Genomic DNA, 20,990 nt, shown 5'->3' on the forward strand with positions numbered 1-20,990 from the left:
GATTGAAAACCACACGCCTGCTTACTCCCCTCGCCACTACTGGCGCGACGATCGCGCCAGATGCCCCTCGGAGGACGTCGCCATGCCAACCGCCAAAGCGCCGCGGCTCACAGGCTTGAAGAAGCTCGAGGGTACGCCTTCGGAGTTGCTTCTGCGTGGGCAGGACACCGGCGACGACCCGATGCTCGTCCTGCGCTGCACAAGCGAAGGATTTGAGCTGCTCGATGTGGTCAACATGATCGCAACCTCCGCGCTGTACCAACAGGGAGAGATGGTCAAACGTATCACCGGCAAATCTGTGAGAACTGTGCGACGTCTGCTCAAGGAGGGCGTTCCGGTGCGCCTGGACACGCCACAGAGCATCATCGCCTACCAATATGCCGCGGCGCTGGAGCTGGCCATTGAGGTGTTCGGGCGACAGGCCAAGGCCGAGTCATGGCTGCAGCAAAGCGCCACATACTTCTATGGTCATGTGCCGCTCGATCTGGTCGGGCATGCGTTGGGATTCAGGATGGTGGAGGAGTATCTGAACCAGATCAAATACGGGGTTTATCAATGAATCCCTTGCCCTGGGATGATCGCTGGTATGCCTGGCGGCTGGATCGCGAGATGTACAGCGCTACCTGGAATAGCGGGCTGGGTTCGAAACTGGACGGCGGCCGCTGGAATACGCCTGGGCGCAGAGTCGTTTATGCGTCGGTCGACCCATCCACGGCGATTCTGGAAGTGGCGGCCCACGGCAGTTTTGATGCGCTTGATCAGGAGCCCTATGTGTTGACCTGTTTTGAGATCACCCACGACGCCAGCGTCAGAATCGTGCAGCCTGAGGATGTGCCCAACCCGCAGTGGCTCACCCCGATCAAAACCTCGCCCAACCAGCGAAAGTTTGCCGATGCACTGTTGGCTGAACATCCATTTGTTCTGGTGCCTTCGGTGGCAACGCGGCACTCGTGGAATTTACTGGTGAGTTGCGATCTGGCGGAGGGTCAGTTCAGGATGGTTTCGCAAGAGCGGTTTGGGCTGGATACGCGGTTGTTGCAGGAGGGTTGATCGTACCTCCGCGAGCGGAGCGCGAAGCCGAGCCCTGCGCTGATTCCCCTTGCAACAACGACAAATCCCGCCAAAAGGGCGGGATTTGTGTTTGACCAGGCAGCTTCTTACGAAGGGAACAGCTCGGACAGTTTCATCGACAGCATCATGTCGCCTTCAACGCGCAGCTTGCCGCCCATGAAGGCTTGCATGCCGTCGGTTTCGCCGCTGACGATGTCTTTGAGGGTCTGGCTGTCCAGCACCAGCGTGCAGTTGGCGTCCGGGTTTTCACCTTCCTGGATGTCGCAGGTGCCGTCTTTGACGATCAGTGCGTATTGCTTGTCTTCGTCGGTGATGTTGAAACCGAAGACCAGGTCCAGACCGGCAGCGGCGGCTGGGTTGAACTTGGCTTGCATTGCTTTTACGGCATCAGCTACGGAGGTCATGGTTCGATCCTTTCTTGGTCATGGGAGCTGGGTGGTTACAGCCAGGGTCACAGTAAGCCGGACTCAGCGAAAAGTGATGAGTTCCGGGGCCTTCAGCAGTTGCAGGTGTGCGTGACTGTTGAAGGAAGCCAGAGCCACCTCGCGACCACGAAACTTCAATTGGTTGAGCGAGGTGTTGACGATTTGCCAGTTCAATTCAAAGGCCTGTCTGGCAGGCATTTGCGTAATCAGATGGAGCAGGGCAGTGATGGTACCGCCGGAGGTAAACACGGCAATTTTCTGGTTCTTTTCCGCCAGGTCGAGGATGCGGTGCAGCCCGGCCTGAACCCGCTCGACGAAACCCAGCCAGCTTTCCAGTCCGGGTGTGTCGTAGGTGCCAGCAAGCCAGCGCTCGACGATCAGGGCGAAGATGCGCTGGAATTCACCGCGGTTTTGCGCGGCGTTGCGCAGGATGTCGAGGGCTTCCGGCTCTTCCGGCAGCATGGCCGGGAGCAGGGCGCGGATCACCGCATCGGCATCGAATTCGTTGAAGGCGGAATCGGTTTCCAGAACGGGTACCGGCAGGCCTCTGGCGCTGAATTGCTCCAGTGCACTGGTGGCCGTGTGCTGTTGACGACGCAGGTCACCGGCAAGGCAACGATCAAAGCTGATGCCGAGATCGGCAAGGTGCTGGCCGAGGATTTCTGCCTGACGCACACCGATGGGTGACAGCACGTCGTAATCGTCTGCACCAAAGGAGGCCTGGCCATGTCGTATCAAGTAGATGCTGCCCACGTCCGCGTCGTCCCGGTACGTTGAAGGTCAGGCGAGGTTATGAGGATGGCGTAAGGCTGTCAATGAAAAAACATACGCTTGTTTGAAATGCCCGTTACAGGCATGTTGCCAGAGGTTTCACGGCTGGCCGATGAGCCGGCGCATGGGTATGCTGGAGCCATTCCGCGTGTATTACAGTTTCACGCATTGCTTTGAGGAGTCTCTGTGGATTTTTTCACCGAATACGCCAGTTTTCTGGCCAAGACTGTCACATTGGTGATCGCCATTCTGGTGGTGCTGGCCAGTTTCGCCGCGTTGCGCAGCAAGGGTCGACGCAAATCGGCGGGCCAGTTGCAGGTCAGTAAACTCAACGATTTCTACAAGGGTCTGCGTGAACGGCTGGAGCAGACCCTGCTCGACAAGGATCAGCTCAAGGCTTTACGCAAGGGCGAAGCGAAAACGGAAAAAAGCGCGAAGAAACAGAAGAACAGGCCTGAGACCAAGTCTCGGGTGTTCGTGCTCGACTTCGACGGCGATATCAAGGCTTCCGCCACCGAGAGCCTGCGCCACGAGATCACCGCGCTGCTGACCCTGGCCACGCCGAAAGACGAAGTGGTTCTGCGTCTGGAAAGTGGCGGCGGCATGGTGCACAGCTACGGTCTGGCGTCGTCACAGCTGGCCCGAATCCGTGATGCGGGCGTGCCGTTGACCGTTTGTATCGACAAGGTCGCAGCCAGTGGCGGTTACATGATGGCGTGCATCGGCGACAAGATCATCAGCGCTCCGTTCGCCATCCTCGGGTCTATCGGCGTGGTCGCGCAATTGCCCAACGTCAATCGCCTGCTGAAAAAGCACGATATCGATTTCGAAGTGCTGACCGCTGGTGAATACAAACGCACTCTGACCGTGTTTGGCGAAAACACTGAAAAGGGCCGCGAGAAGTTTCAGGAGGACCTCGACATCACCCATCGCCTGTTCAAAAACTTCGTCGCCCGTTATCGCCCGCAACTGGCGATCGATGAGGTGGCTACCGGTGAGGTGTGGCTCGGTATCGCTGCGCTGGAAAACCAACTGGTGGACGAACTGAAGACCAGCGATGAATACCTGGCGCAGAAAGCCAAACAGGCGGAGGTCTATCACCTGCACTACGCCGAGCGCAAAAGCCTGCAGGAACGCATCGGCATGGCTGCCAGTGGCTCGGTGGACCGCGTGCTGTTGAGCTGGTGGAGTCGTCTTACCCAGCAACGCTTTTGGTAAACACCAGGCATAAAAAAACGCCGGTCATATGACCGGCGTTTTTGTGTCCGCAACAAAAGCTCTAGGCTCAGCGCCGACGGAACAGCGGCAGTGGTTCGTCACTGGCGGCCTGGTAGGTCACCGAGAAGTCCTTGAGACCTTCCAGTGCTTCGTACGGGTCTTTGTCCGCGCGAATGGCAAAGGCGTCGAAACCGCAGCGATGCATGTAGAACAATTGGTCCCGCAGTACATCGCCAATCGCGCGCAACTCGCCTTTGAAACCATAACGGTCACGCAGCAGACGGGCATTGGAGTAACTGCGGCCATCGGTGAACGCCGGAAAATTCAGCGCGATCACTTGAAACTCACCGACGTCTTCACCGATTTCTTCTGCTTCCTCGTCAGCATCCAGCCATACGCCGAGACCGCCGTCGCGGGCCTTGAGCATGCGGCTGTGCTCGCGCCACAACTGCAGAGGAACGATCAGATCGTCGCAGTTGCTGATCTCATCGATGTTGAAATCCTTCGGCAGCAAGTGCCAGGTCTCGTCGACGACTTCGTTGTTCTTAATGATTCGCTGCATAGACGCGTTCCTTGAAGAGGTCGATGCCAATACGCTGATAGGTGTCGATGAAGCGCTCGTCTTCGGTGCGTTGTTCAACGTACACGTCGATCAGCTTCGAGATCACGTCAGGCATGGCTTCCTGTGCGAAGGACGGGCCGAGGATCTTGCCCAGGCTCGCATCACGGCTGGCGCTGCCGCCGAGGGAAACCTGATAGAACTCTTCGCCTTTTTTGTCGACGCCGAGAATGCCGATGTGGCCAACGTGGTGGTGACCGCAGGCGTTCATGCAACCGGAGATGTTCAGGTCCAGCTCACCGATGTCGAACAGGTAATCCAGATCGTCGAAGCGACGCTGGATCGACTCGGCAATCGGGATCGACTTGGCGTTGGCCAGTGAGCAGAAGTCACCGCCCGGGCAGCAGATGATGTCGGTCAGCAGGCCGATGTTCGGCGTGGCGAAACCGCCTTCTCGCAACTCGCCCCACAGGGTGAACAGCTGGCTCTGCTCGACATCGGCGAGGATGATGTTCTGCTCGTGAGAGGTGCGCAGTTGACCGAAGCTGTAGCGGTCGGCCAGATCGGCCACAGCGTCGAGCTGCTTGTCAGTGATGTCGCCCGGGGCAACACCGGTCGGCTTCAACGACAGCGTTACAGCGACATAGCCCGGCTTCTTGTGCGCCAAGGTGTTGCGGCTACGCCAGCGGGCGAAGCCCGGATGCTCTTTGTCCAGATCGGCCAGTTGTGCGGTCTGGTTGTCGAGGACCTTGTAGTCCGGGTCGACAAAGTGCTTGGCGACGCGATGCAGTTCGGCTTCGGTCAGCGTGGTCTGGCCACCGCGAAGATGCTCCATTTCCGCGTCGACTTTCTGCGCGAACACTTCTGGCGTGAGCGCCTTGACGAGGATCTTGATCCGCGCCTTGTATTTGTTGTCACGACGGCCATAGCGGTTGTACACACGCAGAATGGCGTCGAGGTAGCTCAACAGGTCCTGCCACGGCAGGAATTCATTGATGAACGCGCCGACCACCGGCGTACGACCGAGACCACCGCCGACCAGCACGCGGAAGCCCAGCTCGCCAGCGGCGTTGTAGACCGGTTCCAGACCGATGTCGTGAACTTCAATGGCAGCGCGGTCGCTGGTCGAGCCATTCACGGCAATCTTGAATTTGCGCGGCAGGTAAGCGAATTCCGGGTGAAAGGTGGTCCACTGACGGACGATTTCGCACCATGGACGCGGGTCGATCACTTCATCGGCGGCGACGCCGGCAAACTGGTCGGTGGTAACGTTGCGCAGGCAGTTGCCGCTGGTCTGGATAGCGTGCATCTGCACGGTCGCGAGTTCGGCGAGGATGTCCGGGATGTCTTCCACCGCCGGCCAGTTGAACTGCACGTTCTGCCGCGTACTGATGTGGGCGTAGCCCTTGTCGTAGTCGCGGGCGATTTTGGCCATCATGCGCACCTGGCGCGAAGTGAGCTGGCCGTAAGGCACCGCCACGCGCAACATCGGCGCAAAGCGCTGGATGTACAGGCCATTTTGCAGGCGCAGGGGGCGGAATTCTTCTTCGCTCAGCTCACCTGCCAGATAGCGTCGGGTCTGATCACGGAACTGCTTGACGCGGTCCTCGATGATCCGCTGATCGTACTCGTCGTATACGTACATATAAGTCCTGTTCTCAGGCTTGGGCTACTCGGAAAACGCTGCGTTTTCGCTTGCTGGAGTCCGATGTTGCCTCTGCAATTCTGCGCGCACGGCCGCGCACTCCGTCACGGAGCCGGGGCAATATACCCGTTTGCAGTTATGCGCAAAAGTGATGTTTGAGTATATGTAAAGAACCAAATCGCCTAACGCGAATGGCTTGCAACTAATCCACATTTGTCGTGCGGACAATCATCGTCTTTACTCTGATCGAGTCTATGTGCAATCACCGATAAAACCGACAAGAGGCGATGCAATGAGCAACCCGACCAAAGCCAGGAAAAGCGACAGCAGCGTCGATGCGTGGGCCATTTTGTTCCTGATTATTCTCGTTGTAGGAACAGCGGTCTTCTGGGTCAGCCACCAGTGAGCGAAACTCCGGGTCTGACCGCACGCCTGTAGCCGGTGGTTCGCCAGTGACAAGGCTCGATCGCTTTGCCAAGGCCCGGATTTCTCATATCCACTTCAAACGCCGGCCAGATGCAGCACCAGTTTGACGATACCGAACAGCGTCAGACCGAAAACGGCTGTGAACAAAACGCCCAGTATCAGGAAATGGCTGGGCTTGCCGTGGGTGAAATCCCTTTCCCGGTTTTTGCCACTCTGTACGCCGAATGCTGCGGCCATGACGCTGTGCAGCATCTGCCAGAAGGTCGGCGGTTTGTTGTCGACTGGATCGTCCATAAATCCCTCTCCGCAAAATCGTGCGTTACAAGCATAGTCAACTCTGCACCCGACGGTTCAAACCCGTCGCAACACCTTCCTCTCGACTGCGCCGTCATTCGCCACGACCGGGTCCTTCATCACCGATTTGACTAGCGCGCCGGGCGTTTGCGCTTCGGCTGGGACATTTGCCTCCGCTTACCTATCGACACTTGAGCGATAGCCGGCTACCACCGAAGGGATAGCGGCAGATGGTCTGCTAACCACTCCATTAACAAGGAGTGACCATGGACGCTATCCCGACTCATTCACCGGCGCCGCCCGAGGCGTCGACCCCGCCCGCCAGACTCAGCGCGACACAGAGCATTCACAGCGGGTTTCTGCAGAAATCCGTCCCGGCATGGCTGAGCGGCGCATCGACGCAACGCCGTCAGGCATTAAAAGGTGTTTCGACCACGCTGCCGGCCTGGTATCAGGACGCCATGCCCGCGCAGCGCACCGCCCTGACCGACAGTTTTATCGCCAGCGTCACCGCGCAGAACGCTCTGGACGAAAGTCTGGCGTCGTTCCAGCAAATCGAGGCTTTTGCCCGGCCCTTGCTGATCAAGGCGCTCAAGGACCAGTATCAGGTGCAGGTGGACGTCGACAAAACCCAGCTGTGCCTCAAGCGCCCCGTGGATGTTGGCGTGCTGAAAATAGAGTTGGCATCGTTTGAGTTCCTCAAGCTGTCGATGCTCGATGCGGCGCTGCATAATTTTGAAGCCTATGAATGCGAAGCGGGCGCCTATCACGAGACGTCCGGTTTCCTCGTGGCGACCCAGACTGCGGCCACTTTCGAATCAGTGAGCATTGGCGTGACGGTCAGCCAGTTCCTGGGGCTTTGCCGCAGCCTGGATATCGGCAAGCAATATCAGACGTATCTGCAGGCATTCTTTCATCCGGCCGATGCGGCGGCAGAAGACGCACTCCGCGATCCGTTCATAGCCAGCCAGAAAGCCACGATGCGCGCGGCGGCTGAACAGGCGTTGCTGCAAAAAGACATCGAACCGGCGGATTACACGATGATCCTGTCGGTTATCAATGGCGAGATGCATCCGTGGATGGGCGACAAACAGGTCTGGTTCAAAGACCTGGGCTTGATGAAGAAACGCCTGACCGGTTGCGTCGCGTTCGTGATCTGCGAGAAGTACCGCTACAGCGATGAGCTGCTCCTGTACATCCCTCACGATCCACATCACCCGCTCAAGCGCTATAGCTATGAGCAGATGCGTAGCGAATTCAAACGCCTGCTGACCGCCCGCGATGCGACCGAGGCGTCTGGCGCAGCGCCGACCCGGTACCAACAGTTTCTCAGCCAGTTTCTGCCCTGCGACCAGCGCCCTTACTACTTCAGTCAATTCACCCAAGAGGCGGCCGACTCGCCCAAAGATGTCTGGCAATTCTGGCGTTCGCCCTGGGCCACTGTCATCGATGCGATCAGCCCCGGTTCGGCCTTCACCAAAATCAGTGAAGTGCCCCCTGAGCGCAAGGTCAAACTCGAACCGGTGGCTGATCCTTATATCGCTCCGTCGACAATCGGGCGCGCGGGGCGGGGGCTGTGGGCGGCGAATGAAGATCTCTGGGAGTATCTGTTCACCCAGAACCGCGACAAAGCGATTGCCGATGCGCGAAGTCACGCCGTGCCGACGGCCGACGTCGATACGAAAGCCCGTGACGCCAAGCTCGCCCACCTGATGCAGGTTGGCATGCTCGGCTTGAACCTGGTGTCGATGTTCGTCCCGGTACTCGGCGAAGTGATGATGGTGGCCATGGCCAGTCAGCTGCTCTACGAAACCCTTGAGGGTGCTGTCGAATGGAGTGAAGGTGATCGCCGGGCAGCAAAAGACCATCTGATCGACGTGGCGGAGAATCTGGCGCTGATCGGCGTCATGGCGGGTGTCGGCGCCGGTGTGCAGACATTTACCGGCGCCCGGGCTGTGCCGGTGCTCGAACAGTTGAGCCCGGTGTCGCTGCCCACTGGTGAAACCCGGCTGTGGAAGCCTGATCTTGGCGCTTATCAATCCAGCGTGAGCCTGGACGCCAGCCTCGCCCCGAATGAAGCGGGCCAGTATGTGGTAGACGGCAACACGTACATCCGGCTCGACGGCAAGCTTTACCAACAGAGGTACGATCAAGCGCTCGGTAAATGGCGCATCCAGCATCCAACCAATGCCGGCGCGTATCAGCCTGTGCTGGAGAGCAATGGTGTGGGGGCCTGGCGTTTTACCCTGGAGCGACCTCTGGCGTGGGACCGTCTGACCCTGCTGCGGCGAATGGGGCCGCGCAGCGAAGCGTTTTCCGACAGCGAGCTGATCAGGGCCGCCGATATCAGTGGCGTCAGCGATGACGCGTTGCGCAAGATGCACCTCGATCACGCATCGCCACCGCCGCAGCTGCTGCAAGCCATGCGCATGCTCAAGGCCGATTCTGGCGCCGGGCGGGTCATCGAGCAGTTGCGCGGTACGCAACCGATCGACGAGATGTATTCGTATGCCTTGCCATTGGTTACTGAAATGCCGCTATGGCCGGCCAATCGGGTGCTTGAGGTATTCGACGGCGCGTACGTGTCCGGCAAATCCGTGAAGTACGGCGGTGCGCGTCGGGTACGGGGCAGTCGTGTCAGAGCACCGATCCAAGTCTCCCGGGCCGATATCCTCAGCGGAGAACTGCCGGCCGTCATTCTGGCAGCACTTGACGAAGCTGAAATCACCGGGCTGCTTGGGGAGCAGGGCGCACGGGTGCCTGAGGACAGGCCTGGCGAATTTGCCAGGCAGATAGCGGATTACGCACAAACCCGACAATCGGCGATCTACGACAGCATCTACAAAGGGACCGAACCTGCGGACCCGTTGGTCAAGCGATTGCAAAATGCCTGCGTGGGACTCACCGAGTCGGCTGCTCTGGACGTCCTCGCCCACGCCAGCTCTGGTGAACTGGAACAGCTGACGACCACAAAACGCGCGCCGCTGCGCATGCTCGAGCAAGCGCGCTGGTACACACGGCAAAGCCGACAGGTCAGGGCTTTCGCCGGCCTGCGCAGTGAGAATATCGCTACGGCAGATAGCCGGCGTCTGGCACTGCAGACACTGGAAAACTTGCCCGGTTGGCCTGCTGGTTTGCGGCTGGAGGTGCGCGAAGGCAGTCTCGAAGGTTCGCTGCTCGACAGTGTGGGTACCGAGGCCGGTGGCGAGAAAAAGTACCTGATCAAAAAAGGTGCGCAATTCCAGGCTTTCAATGACCGTGGCGAAGAGCTCAACAGCCTGCCGCGCCACGGCGACAATTTTTACGCATCGATCATGCACGCCTTGCCCGACGAGGCACGCCGCAGCCTCGGGCTGCCGGCAGTCGGCCAGTGGGCTGAGCTGCAGCAAGCGATCATTGCGTACGCCGATCAACATCAAAGTAAAGCGCTCTTTTTACTGGAGCCGCAGGCGAAGTGGCTCAGGCCTCCGGCGCGCATCAGCGAAAGGGCGATCGGCTATCGGGCCAGCGGGCGTGGCGCCGCGTTTAATCCCGAGTTGGTCGATCGATTGCGCGAGGTCTATCCAGAGCTGACAGTTGAACAAGCGAACGGGTTTGTTCTGCAGCAGGTACGCCTGGGCAAAAGCAACGGTGAAATCTTTGAAATGGTGCAGTCGCGCCGTCAGGAATGGGAGCGGCTCAAAGCGACGCTTGAAGGATGGGTGGGACCTTCGCACACGGCGGCCAGTGATTTATCTGCAATGTTCCAGAGATCGCAAACGGCAAGTGCGCTGGAAGCATGCTGGCGCAGGGCCCCGCTAGCCGCTGACGATCAAAGTGCCGCCAGGCTGACGATCGTAAGCTATTACCCATTGCCAACGATTGAGGCAGATTTTTCCCATGTTCGCGACTTGACCCTGAGCGGTGACGGCATGACGGATATCGACGCCGACGCGTTTCTGTCGCGCTTTCCCAACGTGGTGCAGTTGACCCTCGGCGAGCGAGGCAGCGCTTTCGGCTCCTTCATAGGGCGGGAGCAATCACTGACCAGACTGCCCTCAGCGGTGAGTGCCATGCCCTCGCTGAGAAGACTGCGGTTCAGAACCGGCGCGCAGTCCCTGAATGCTGGTTTTTCGCAGGGTTTGGCCGCAATGACGACGCTGCAAGAGCTTGATCTCGAACTGGTACGGCTGGACGCCGACGCGCCAGCGCTTGAGCTGGGTACGCTGCAGCAGCTGAAAAGACTCAGAATTGCCGCGCCGGGCCTGACGCAGTGGCCGGTGTCTGTGGAAAGCCTGCCGAACCTGCAAAGGCTGGACCTGTCACAGACAGCCATCGCGACTGTCCCCCCGACACTCTATGCCGGGCATGAACAGGTGTGGGTGGGCCTGTCGCTGGATTGGTCGAAGTTTTCCCACGAGGCATTCAAGCCCGCTTACGACTACGTGAAAAATTACCTCGGCCCTTGGGGGCATCTGGTCGATCTTGACTTGATGGTACGCAGGTATTGCGCCGGGGAGCTGGAGTTCCTGACAGGCGAGGCGGGCCATGTGAATCCATTGCCGCAGCGGATCATGAATCTGTGGGATACACCGCAGACCCGCCTCGCCGCTGTCGAGGCGTTGCGGCTTGAGCACGCGGGTATTTTTCGCCAGTTTTACCAGCCGACGCTGTCCAGCGGATTGAGAAAGGCTGCACCGCTGCCAAGCTGGAGCCTGCCGCCCAATATCAGAGTGGTCCGCGCGCTGGAGAAACACTGGCGTGCCGCTGTTCGTCAGCGCTACGGCGTAAATGCCGATGCTCGACCAGCGAATTTTTTCACTTGGGCGCCCCGGGTAGATGGCAACGATGCGACGATTTTCGAGTTGCTCGATACCGCCTGGATTCAAGGTGAATCGTCTGTGAGCGAATTGCCCCGGTTACCGGCTGGCAGTTTTTCCCAGGTGCAGACCGTTCGCCTGGATCGTCTGGCGGTACCGGCCGAGCAGGTCCGTGGCTTCCTTCAGGCATTCAGCGGGGCCAAGACGTTGGAAATTACAGCCTGTGGCCTTACTGAGGTGCCGATCGCGCCGGAGGATTTTGTCCAATTGACGAGTCTGGACCTTTCGTACAACCGCATCGTCGTCACTCCCACGGTGCAGCGCCAGCTCAGCGCGTTGGCACAGCTGCAACACTTCAACGCTTTCCTCAATCCGCTGGCCGCAATCGACGTGTCCGCACTGACCCGGCTGCAGTCACTCAGGCTCACCTCGACCGGACTGCATGCGTGGCCATCAGGCGCTGAAAGTCTGCCGCAGCTGAAATGGCTCGATCTGCGTTACAACTCGATCAGCGCGCTGCCTGAGCACGTGCTCGCTCACGAGGATGTTTTGCTCAGAACCGATCTGGCCAACAATGCCTTCAGCCCCGAAGGAAGGGCAGCGCTCACGGTTGCGCAGCGCCGGATCGAAGGTATCAGAGGTTTGCCCGCCGGCGCGCTGGAGCGCTTCGAGCGCGGCTCACCGCCATTTTCAACCATCGGCATGTCTCCCGAAACCGCAGGCTCTCTGGCCGAATACCTACTGCCGCTGCCTCGGCGGACGCCGGCGCTGGAGGGCGCTCAGGGATTTGTCAGTCGAGTGCAGGACCTGAACCCGGCGCTCTCGGCAGATCAGGCAACAGCCTGTGTGACGCGATTGCGCAATGCGGGCATGACCGAGGCCCAGATCGACACCCGGCTCATTGAATGGCTTCAGGCGAGCGAGGCATTGGTTCGTGAGCTGAACGACTGGATATTCACCCGCGAGGTGCAAATCAACGGCAATCGGGAGTCGGCGTTCAGCCGGCAATCGGTGGCGCAGAAAATTCGTGACTGCTGGCAGGACGGATTGACCGGATCTGGTACAGGGGCGGGCCACACGCTGGACTTCACCGGACTGCAGATCGGCCAGTTGCCCCGCTTGGAGACGGTGTTTACGCATGTCCGGACACTGAACCTGACCGGCCTCGGGTTCACCGTCGACAGTTTCAATCTGTTCTGCACCGCGTTCCCTGAACTGACCGCACTGAAACTCAACGGCAACGCGTTACAGCTGCTGCCGGATGCCGTGAAAAGCCTGAGCCGCCTTGAGCGTCTGGAACTCAGCGGTAACCGCTTGGAGGACGCGCTAACGTTGCAAAGCCTGGTCGCTACCCCTCGCTTGCGCTTGCTGGATTTGAGTCACAACCGGCTCGACGTTTTCGACGCCAGCGTGTTCGTTCAGCTCGAAACCCTCGACCTTGCTCATAACGGTCTCGATGCCTGGCCGGACGGCGTGCTGGAACTGGCACAGCTGCGCACATTGAATCTGACAGGCAATGACATCACGCAGTTTCCGGACCGGCTGCTGGGTGGCAATCACGAGGGCCTGGTGGCGGGCACCGACCTTTCCGACAACACCCTGACGCTCAACAGTCTGGAACAACTGCGTGATCACAGTGCGGCTCACGGCAACCGTGACGTGATGGGCTATTCGAGTACGACGCTGGACCAGGAAATGGCGCAGCGGCTGGTTTCTGAAAGTGAATCCGGTTCGGACTCGGACTCGGATTCAGATTCGGACAGCGACGGCCATGATACTCACGCAGTTGTCGAGGCCGATGAAGTCATCGATAACCCGCTGCAGGATGTGGCTGCTCCGGCCATGGACATCTGGCTGACCTACACGCCTTCGGATGTCCGTGTGGAGCGATATGCGCTCTGGCTGCAGTTGGCTGAACAGGTCGGGCATGAGTCGTTTTTCCATTTGCTCTCGACATTGCGCTATACCGCCGAGTACCAGCTGTCGGGCGCCGACCTGACGCACCGGGTATGGCAGGTGATACAGGCGGCGACAGAAGACAGCGAGTTGCGCCAGTTGCTGTTTGCCAACGCCGATACCCATGGCACCTGTGGCGATGGCCGGATTCTGTCGTTCAGTGAACTGGAAACCCGCGTCTATGAATTCAATGCTCTGCGCGACGTACCGCTCCATCGTCCGCAACAGCGCGGCAAAGCCTTGCTGGACCTGACCCGGCGTCTGTTCCGTCTGGAGCGGGTCGACCGGCTTGCCGAGGCGGCCGGGAAAAACAAGGATCGGGCGGAGATCCGCCTGCAGTACCGGATCGGCATGATCCGCGGCTGGCCTGACGGCCTGGAATTGCCCGCGCAACCGGAACACATGTTGTACGCCACGCCGATTCGCGGGCGGACCCTGCTCAACGCCCGCGCCTCCGTACTGGCGGACGAGGCGTCCGACCTGTTTATCGAGGACCTGATTTCCCGTGACTACTGGGTGCGTTACCTGCGCGACCAGCATCCCGAAGTGTTCGATGAGCTGGAACGCAACGCGACCCGACGTCAGGAGGAGGTTGAAGATGCGTATGCGCGCAGAGATGACAGTCAGGACGTGCTTGATCAATATCTGGCTGCAATGAATCAACTGGAAATCGAAACCGCCGAAGCACGGAACCTCAAACTCAAGGAGCTGACACGTACGGCGGTGGCACAAACCCCGGCGAGCACCACGCAAGCGGGCTCATCGTCACCGCAACCCGGGCCTTCTCAACCCCGAACCTGATGCCTGAAGCAGCCTGGGAGCGCACGGCTCCCAGGCTTTCGCTGTGTATCAGCTGTCGTAACCCAGGTTCGGCGCCAGCCAGCGCTCGGTGACGCTCAGGTCCTGGCCTTTGCGCGCGGTGTAGCTCTGCACCTGATCCTTGTCGATCTTGCCCACGGCAAAGTACTGCGCCTGCGGATGGGCGAAGTACCAGCCACTGACCGCAGCGGCGGGGAACATCGCGTAGTGCTCGGTAAGGAACACGCCGCTGCGTCCGGCACGCATTTCAGCTGCTTCGGGGTCAAGCAAGGTGAACAGCGCGGCTTTCTCGGTGTGATCCGGGCAAGCCGGGTAGCCGGGAGCGGGGCGGATGCCACGGTATTGCTCTTTGATCAGCGCATCGTTGTCGAGGGTCTCGTCTTTGGCGTAACCCCAGTGCTCTTTGCGCACTTGCTGGTGCAGCCATTCCGCGCACGCTTCGGCCAGACGGTCGGCGAGGGCCTTGACCATGATCGAGTTGTAGTCGTCGCCAGCGTCCTGATAGGCCTTGGCCACTTCTTCGGCGCCGATGCCAGCGGTGGTGATAAAGCCGCCGACATAGTCGGTGACTTCGCTGTCCTTTGGCGCCACAAAGTCGGCGAGACAGAAATTCGGTTTGCCGTCGGTCTTGATGATCTGCTGACGCAGGTGATGCAGTTTGGCCAGCGGCTTGCCGTTATCGTCGTACAGCTCGATGTCGTCTTCGTTGACCTGATTGGCCGGCCAGAAACCGAACACGGCACGGGCGCTGATCAGCTTTTCGTCGATCAGCTTGGCGAGCATTTCCTGGGCGTCCTTGTACAGCGCGGTGGCGGCTTCACCGACCACTTCATCTTCGAGAATGCGCGGGAACTTGCCGGCCAGGTCCCAGGAGATGAAAAACGGCGTCCAGTCGATGTATTCGGCCAGCACCTTCAGATCGATATTGTCGAGCACCTTGCTGCCGGTGAAGGTCGGTTTGACTGGCTGGTAATTGGCCCAGTCGAATTGCGGCTTCTTGGCGATGGCGGCAGCGTAGCTCAGGCGTTCGGTGCGGGCGCTACGGTTGGAGGTACGCTCGCGCACGTCGATGTATTCCAGACGGGTTTTCTCGACGAAACCGGCCTTGAGCTCCTTGGACAGCAACTGCGTCGCCACGCCAACGGCGCGTGAGGCGTCGGTCACGTAGACCACCGCGTCGTTGCTGTACTTGGGCTCGATCTTCACCGCCGTGTGAGCCTTGGAGGTGGTTGCGCCACCGATCATCAGCGGCAGGTGGAAATCCTGGCGCTGCATCTCACGGGCAACGTGGACCATCTCGTCCAGCGACGGGGTGATCAGGCCGGAAAGGCCGATGATGTCGCATTTTTCTTCCCTGGCGACCTGCAGGATCTTCTCGGCCGGGACCATCACGCCGAGGTCGACAATGTCATAGCCGTTGCAACCAAGCACCACGCCGACGATGTTTTTGCCGATGTCGTGGACGTCGCCTTTGACCGTGGCCATGAGGATCTTGCCCTTGGCCTCCGGTTTGTCGCCTTTCTCCAGTTCGATGAACGGAATCAAGTGCGCCACGGCCTGCTTCATCACGCGGGCGGATTTCACCACTTGCGGGAGGAACATTTTGCCGGCGCCGAACAGGTCGCCGACGATGTTCATGCCGGACATCAGCGGGCCTTCGATCACTTCGATCGGCCGCGCAAACGACTGCCGGGACTCTTCGGTGTCTTCGACGATGTGCGTGGTGATGCCCTTGACCAACGCGTGTTCCAGACGCTTGTTGACGTCCCAGTTGCGCCACTCTTCGGTCTCGGCTTCCTTGACGCTGCCGTCGCCCTTGTACTTGTCGGCAATGGCGAGGAGGGCGTCGGTGCCGTCCGGGGTGCGGTTGAGGATCACGTCTTCGACCGCGTCGCGCAGCTCGACCGGGATCTGATCGTAGATCTCCAGTTGGCCGGCGTTGACGATGCCCATGGTCAGCCCGGCGCGGATCGCGTAGAGCAGGAACACCGAGTGAATCGCCTCACGCACCGGGTTGTTGCCACGGAACGAGAACGACACGTTGGACACGCCGCCGGAGCTCAGTGCATACGGCAGTTCATCGCGGATGTAGGCGCAGGCATTGATGAAGTCGACGGCGTAGTTGTTGTGCTCTTCGATGCCGGTGGCGACGGCGAAGATGTTCGGGTCGAAGATGATGTCTTCCGGCGGGAAGCCGACTTCGTTGACCAGAATGTCGTAGGAGCGTTTGCAGATTTCCTTTTTGCGCGCTTCGGTGTCGGCCTGGCCGGCTTCGTCGAAGGCCATCACCACCACCGCAGCGCCGTAGCGCTTGCACAGCTTGGCGTGATGGATGAACTGCTCGACGCCTTCTTTCATGCTGATCGAGTTGACGATGCCCTTGCCCTGAATGCACTTGAGACCGGCTTCGATCACTTCCCATTTCGACGAGTCGATCATGATCGGCACGCGCGAGATATCCGGTTCGCCGGCGATCAGATTGAGGAAGGTCACCATGGCCTTCTTCGAATCGAGCATGCCCTCGTCCATGTTGATGTCGATGATCTGCGCGCCGGCCTCGACCTGCTGCAGAGCGACTTCAAGGGCTTCGGTGTAGTTGTCTTCACGGATCAGGCGGGCGAATTTTGCGGAACCGGTGATGTTGGTGCGCTCGCCGACGTTGACGAACAGCGAGCTGCGATCGATGGTAAACGGCTCCAGACCGGAGAGGCGGCAGGCCTTGGGAATGTCCGGAATCTGACGTGGCGCGTAACCGGCCACGGCTTTGGCGATGGCTTCGATGTGGCCCGGCGTGGTGCCGCAGCAGCCGCCGACGATGTTGAGGAAACCGCTCTGGGCGAATTCTTCGATGACTTTGGCGGTTTGCGAGGGCAGTTCGTCGTACTCGCCGAATTCGTTGGGCAGGCCAGCGTTCGGGTGCGCCGAAACGTGGGTGCTGGCCTTGTTCGACAGCTCTTCCAGGTACGGGCGCAATTCGCTGGCGCCGAGGGCACAGTTCAGGCCTACGGAAATCGGCTTGGCGTGAGCCACCGAGTTCCAGAACGCTTCGGTGGTCTGGCCGGACAGGGTGCGACCGGAGGCATCGGTGATCGTGCCGGAAATCATGATCGGCAGTTCGAGGTGCAGTTCTTCGAACACGCCCTGCACGGCGAAAATCGCCGCTTTGGCGTTGAGCGTGTCGAAAATGGTTTCGATCAGGATCAGGTCGGCGCCGCCCTCGATCAAACCTTTGGTGGCTTCGGTGTAGTTTTCCACCAGCTCATCGAAGGTCACGTTGCGGTAACCGGGGTTGTTGACGTCGGGCGACAGCGAGCAGGTACGGCTGGTCGGGCCAAGCACGCCGGCAACGAAGCGCGGCTTGGCCGGGTTTTCGGCGGTCTTGGCGTCGGCAATCTTGCGCGCCAGGCGTGCGCCTTCTACGTTTAACTCGTACGCCAGCTCTTCCATGCCGTAATCGGCCATGGAAATGCGCGTGGCGTTGAAGGTGTTGGTTTCGAGAATGTCGGCGCCGGCGTCCAGATAGGCTTTTTCGATACCGCCGATCACGTCCGGACGGGTGATCACCAGCAGGTCGTTGTTGCCCTTGACGTCACTCGGCCAGTCCGCGAAGCGTTTGCCGCGATAATCCTGCTCTTCGAGCTTGTAGCTCTGGATCATCGTGCCCATCCCGCCGTCGAGAATCAGGATGCGCTCTTTGAGGGCTTGCTTGAGAGCTTGAAGGCGGACGCTGCGATCGGACATGTGGACTACTCGAAAAGACCATTACGAAGGAGCGCGATCATAGCAAACCTGTGCGCTTTTGGAGCATGCGCAGCTTTTGCATGAATATCGCTCATGTTGGTACGAGCGTCATAACGGTAGAATTGCAGCCTTTTTTACAATCGAGACCAGCAGCATGCCGCACCGCTTCATCAGTTTATGGTTGCTGGTCCTGAGTGGAAGCGTCGCGGCGCAAGATCCTGCCATTTCTTCTGCTATCTCCTACAGCCGGGATATCCAACCGATCTTCACCGAGAAGTGCGTAGCCTGCCATGCCTGCTATGACTCGGCCTGTCAGCTCAATCTGGGCAGTGGCGAAGGCGCCGCCCGTGGCGCGAGCAAGATGCCGGTGTACGACGGCGAACGCACCCAGGCTGCACCGACCACGCGTTTGTTTTACGACGCCTTCGGCAAGCGCGCCTGGCAGCAGAAAGACTTCTATTCGGTCCTCGACGCCCAGGGCAGTCAGGCCGCACTGATGGCGCGCATGCTTGAACTCGGCCACAAGACGCCGCTGACGCCGAACGCCAAGCTGCCCGAAGACATTGTCCTGGGGCTCAATCGCAATAATCTATGCGCAATGCCTGCGGAGTTCGACGGATATGCCGGCGCGCACCCGAAAGAGGGCATGCCGCTGGCGGTCACTGGCCTGACCGACCAGCAATACCAGACCTTGCAGCGCTGGCTGGCGTCTGGCGCGCCGATTGACGAGCAGAGCCTGGCGCCGAGTGCCAAAGAGGCCATGCAAATTCTGCAGTGGGAAAACCTGCTCAACGCCCCCGGTGCCCGGCAGAGTCTGGTCGGGCGCTGGTTGTTCGAGCACTGGTACCTGGCGCACATCTATTTCAAGGATGGTGAGCCGGGGCATTATTTCCAGTGGGTGCGTTCGCGTACGCCGAGCGGCCAACCGATCGACCTGATCGCCACTCGCCGTCCCAACGACGATCCGGGCACGCAGGTGTATTACCGCTTGTGGCCGGTGCAGGGGGTGATCGTGCACAAGACGCACATCACCTACCCGCTGAGCGCGGCGAAAATGGCCCGCATCAAAAGCCTGTTCTACAGCGGCAACTGGCAGGTCAATGCGCTGCCGGGTTACGGGCCGCAAAGCCGTGCCAATCCATTTGCCACCTTCGAGGCGATTCCGGCACAGGCGCGCTATCAGTTCATGCTCGATAACGCTGAATACTTCGTCCGCACCTTCATTCGTGGGCCGGTGTGCCGTGGGCAGATCGCGACCGATGTGATCCGCGACAACTTCTGGGCGCTGTTCCAGGCGCCGGAACATGACCTCTATATCACCGACCCGAACTACCGCGGCCAGGCCACGCCGCTGCTGGCGATGCCGGGGCAGAACGACGACGTCGGCAGCGTGCTGAGCCTGTGGCGCGACTACCGCGACAAGCGCAACGAATACGAAGCCCTGCGCCGCGACAGCTACGCCGATCTGCCGGCGCCGAGCTGGTCGACGCTGTGGGCCGGCAACGACAACGCCTTGCTGAGCATTTTCCGCCATTTCGACAGCGCCTCGGTTACCAAGGGTTTGATCGGTGAAGTGCCGCAAACCATGTGGCTATTCGACTATCCGCTGCTCGAGCGCACCTATTACCAGCTAGCGGTCAACTTCGATGTGTTCGGCAACGTCTCCCATCAGGCGCAGACTCGTCTGTATTTCGACCTGATCCGCAACGGTGCCGAACAGAACTTCCTGCGCCTGATGCCCGCCGACTCGCGCGAGGATTACCTCAACGATTGGTATCAGGACGGCGGCCAGTTCAAGATGTGGCTGGATTACGAGGCCATCGACGACGACAAACCGACCGCGCTGAAACTTGACGGAAATGACCCGAAACGCGATTTCGCCATGCAATTGCTGGCGCGCTACGGCGATCTGAACGCGCGGCCAGACCCGATCAATCGCTGCGACGGCGCTTATTGCTCACGGCCGAATATCGATCCGGCATTGCAGAACGCCGAGCAGGCCTTGAGCCGTCTGGCCTCGCGACCGGCAGCGGGGCTGAAAGTCATCGACCAGTTGCCCGAGGCGACCTTGCTGCGCGTCGAAACTGCCAGCGGCAAGCGCGAGGTCTACAGCCTGCTGCGCAACCGTGCGCACAGCAACGTGGCGTTTCTGCTGGGTGAGTCGCGGCGCTATCAGCCGGGGCTCGACACGTTGACTGTCTATCCGGGCGTACTTACCAGTTACCCGAACTTCATGTTCAACGTACCGGCCGAGCAGGTGCCGGCGTTTGTCGATGCCATGGAGAACGCCAGGGATGCCAATCGCTTCGAAAAAATCGTCGAACGCTGGGGCATTCGCCGCAGTCATCCGCAGTTCTGGCGGTATTTCCATGATCTGAGCCAGTACATCCACGAAACCGATCCGGTGGAAGAGGGTGTGCTGGATATGAACCGGTACGAGAACCTTTGAGCATTCGCCGGCGTGTGCCGAGATTCTTTCCTGACAAAAATACTAGGACTTTGTCAGCCGCGCCGATTGGCGTAAACTGCGCCCAAGCCTGCGAGGAGTTTTTATGACCGCTATTACCATTACCGACGCCGCCCATGATTACCTGGCCGATCTGCTCTCCAAGCAGAACACCCCGGGCATCGGCATCCGCGTCTTCATCACCCAGCCTGGCACCCAGTACGCCGAAACCTGCATTGCCTACTGCAAGCCGGGCGAAGAGAAGCCTGAAGATACCGCGCTGGGGCTGAAAAGCTTCACTGCCTACATCGATTCCTTCAGCGAAGCGTTTCTTGACGACGCCGTTGTCGACTATGCCACCGACCGCATGGGCGGCCAGCTGACCATCAAGGCGCCGAACGCCAAAGTGCCGATGGTCAATGCCGACAGCCCGGTCAACGAGCGCATCAACTACTACCTGCAAACCGAGATCAACCCGGGGCTGGCCAGCCACGGCGGTCAGGTCAGCCTGATCGATGTGGTCGAGGACGGCATTGCCGTGTTGCAGTTTGGGGGCGGTTGCCAGGGCTGCGGCCAGGCCGACGTAACCTTGAAGGAAGGCATCGAGCGCACCTTGCTCGAGCGCATTCCTGAGCTCAAGGGCGTTCGCGACGTGACCGACCATACGCAGAAAGAAAACGCCTACTACTAAGGCGTTCGCTGCGAACATGAAAAACGGCGCCCCGTGAGCGCCGTTTTTTTATGGGCAACATTTGCCGCCCATTCGCGAGCAGGCTCGCTCCCACAATGAGATGCAATCCGATGTGTGAGCGAGCCTGCT

General features: G+C 59.8%; 12 protein-coding genes. 6 read left to right on the forward strand and 6 right to left on the reverse strand.

From position 1 onward, the window contains the following. The first annotated feature begins 82 nt into the window (after window positions 1–82). Window positions 83–559 carry an antitoxin Xre/MbcA/ParS toxin-binding domain-containing protein gene (locus AB4N53_RS05235; protein WP_460118764.1) on the forward strand — a complete coding sequence of 159 codons (477 nt, stop codon included), beginning with the start codon at window positions 83–85 and terminating at the stop codon, window positions 557–559. Beyond that, on the forward strand, window positions 556–1,050 hold the full coding sequence (locus AB4N53_RS05240; RefSeq protein ID WP_460118766.1) for an RES family NAD+ phosphorylase: 495 nt from the start codon (window positions 556–558) through the stop codon (window positions 1,048–1,050). The genes AB4N53_RS05235 and AB4N53_RS05240 overlap by 4 nt, the downstream gene beginning before the upstream one ends. Before the next feature lie 107 nt (window positions 1,051–1,157). On the opposite strand, the gene AB4N53_RS05245 is transcribed toward AB4N53_RS05240, so the two are convergent. Further along, window positions 1,158–1,475, reverse strand: coding sequence for an SCP2 sterol-binding domain-containing protein (locus AB4N53_RS05245; RefSeq protein WP_016774477.1), 318 nt, complete (start codon window positions 1,473–1,475; stop codon window positions 1,158–1,160). 63 nt (window positions 1,476–1,538) lie between these two features. After that, window positions 1,539–2,249: a histidine phosphatase family protein gene (locus tag AB4N53_RS05250; protein WP_460118768.1), complete on the reverse strand. Its 711-nt coding sequence runs from the start codon at window positions 2,247–2,249 to the stop codon at window positions 1,539–1,541. A 204-nt stretch (window positions 2,250–2,453) separates the two neighbouring features. On the opposite strand from AB4N53_RS05250, the gene sohB reads away from it, so the two are divergent. Then, a complete protein-coding gene (gene sohB / locus AB4N53_RS05255; RefSeq protein WP_460118770.1) occupies window positions 2,454–3,485 on the forward strand; it encodes a protease SohB in 1,032 nt (343 codons plus the stop codon). Window positions 3,486–3,552: 67 nt separating this feature from the next. On the opposite strand, the gene AB4N53_RS05260 is transcribed toward sohB, so the two are convergent. The 3 genes from AB4N53_RS05260 to AB4N53_RS05270 all read right to left on the reverse strand — a co-directional run bounded on the left by AB4N53_RS05260 (window position 3,553) and on the right by AB4N53_RS05270 (window position 6,409). Continuing rightward, complete coding sequence (locus AB4N53_RS05260; protein WP_041478697.1) at window positions 3,553–4,047, reverse strand: DUF934 domain-containing protein; 495 nt, start codon at window positions 4,045–4,047, stop codon at window positions 3,553–3,555. Next, on the reverse strand, window positions 4,031–5,689 hold the full coding sequence (locus AB4N53_RS05265; RefSeq protein ID WP_460118772.1) for a nitrite/sulfite reductase: 1,659 nt from the start codon (window positions 5,687–5,689) through the stop codon (window positions 4,031–4,033). The genes AB4N53_RS05260 and AB4N53_RS05265 overlap by 17 nt, the downstream gene beginning before the upstream one ends. A 501-nt stretch (window positions 5,690–6,190) precedes the next feature. Next, window positions 6,191–6,409 (reverse strand): DUF2970 domain-containing protein, encoded by a 219-nt coding sequence (locus AB4N53_RS05270; protein WP_460118774.1) that lies wholly within the window; start codon window positions 6,407–6,409, stop codon window positions 6,191–6,193. 266 nt (window positions 6,410–6,675) lie between these two features. On the opposite strand from AB4N53_RS05270, the gene AB4N53_RS05275 reads away from it, so the two are divergent. After that, a complete protein-coding gene (locus tag AB4N53_RS05275) occupies window positions 6,676–13,965 on the forward strand; it encodes an NEL-type E3 ubiquitin ligase domain-containing protein (protein WP_460118776.1) in 7,290 nt (2,429 codons plus the stop codon). A gap of 48 nt (window positions 13,966–14,013) precedes the next feature. Here AB4N53_RS05275 and metH read toward each other — a convergent pair whose 3' ends face one another. Beyond that, a complete protein-coding gene (metH, locus tag AB4N53_RS05280) occupies window positions 14,014–17,724 on the reverse strand; it encodes a methionine synthase (RefSeq protein ID WP_460118778.1) in 3,711 nt (1,236 codons plus the stop codon). Between the two features lie 154 nt (window positions 17,725–17,878). Here metH and AB4N53_RS05285 point away from each other — a divergent pair, with 154 nt between their 5' ends. Both AB4N53_RS05285 and nfuA read left to right on the forward strand, forming a co-directional pair. After that, window positions 17,879–20,173: a fatty acid cis/trans isomerase gene (locus AB4N53_RS05285; protein ID WP_460118780.1), complete on the forward strand. Its 2,295-nt coding sequence runs from the start codon at window positions 17,879–17,881 to the stop codon at window positions 20,171–20,173. 103 nt (window positions 20,174–20,276) lie between these two features. Then, window positions 20,277–20,861 (forward strand): Fe-S biogenesis protein NfuA, encoded by a 585-nt coding sequence (gene nfuA, locus AB4N53_RS05290; protein ID WP_003225494.1) that lies wholly within the window; start codon window positions 20,277–20,279, stop codon window positions 20,859–20,861. The last annotated feature ends 129 nt before the right edge of the window (window positions 20,862–20,990 follow it).

The sequence above is a fragment of the Pseudomonas sp. H3_E04 genome (assembly GCF_054668915.1).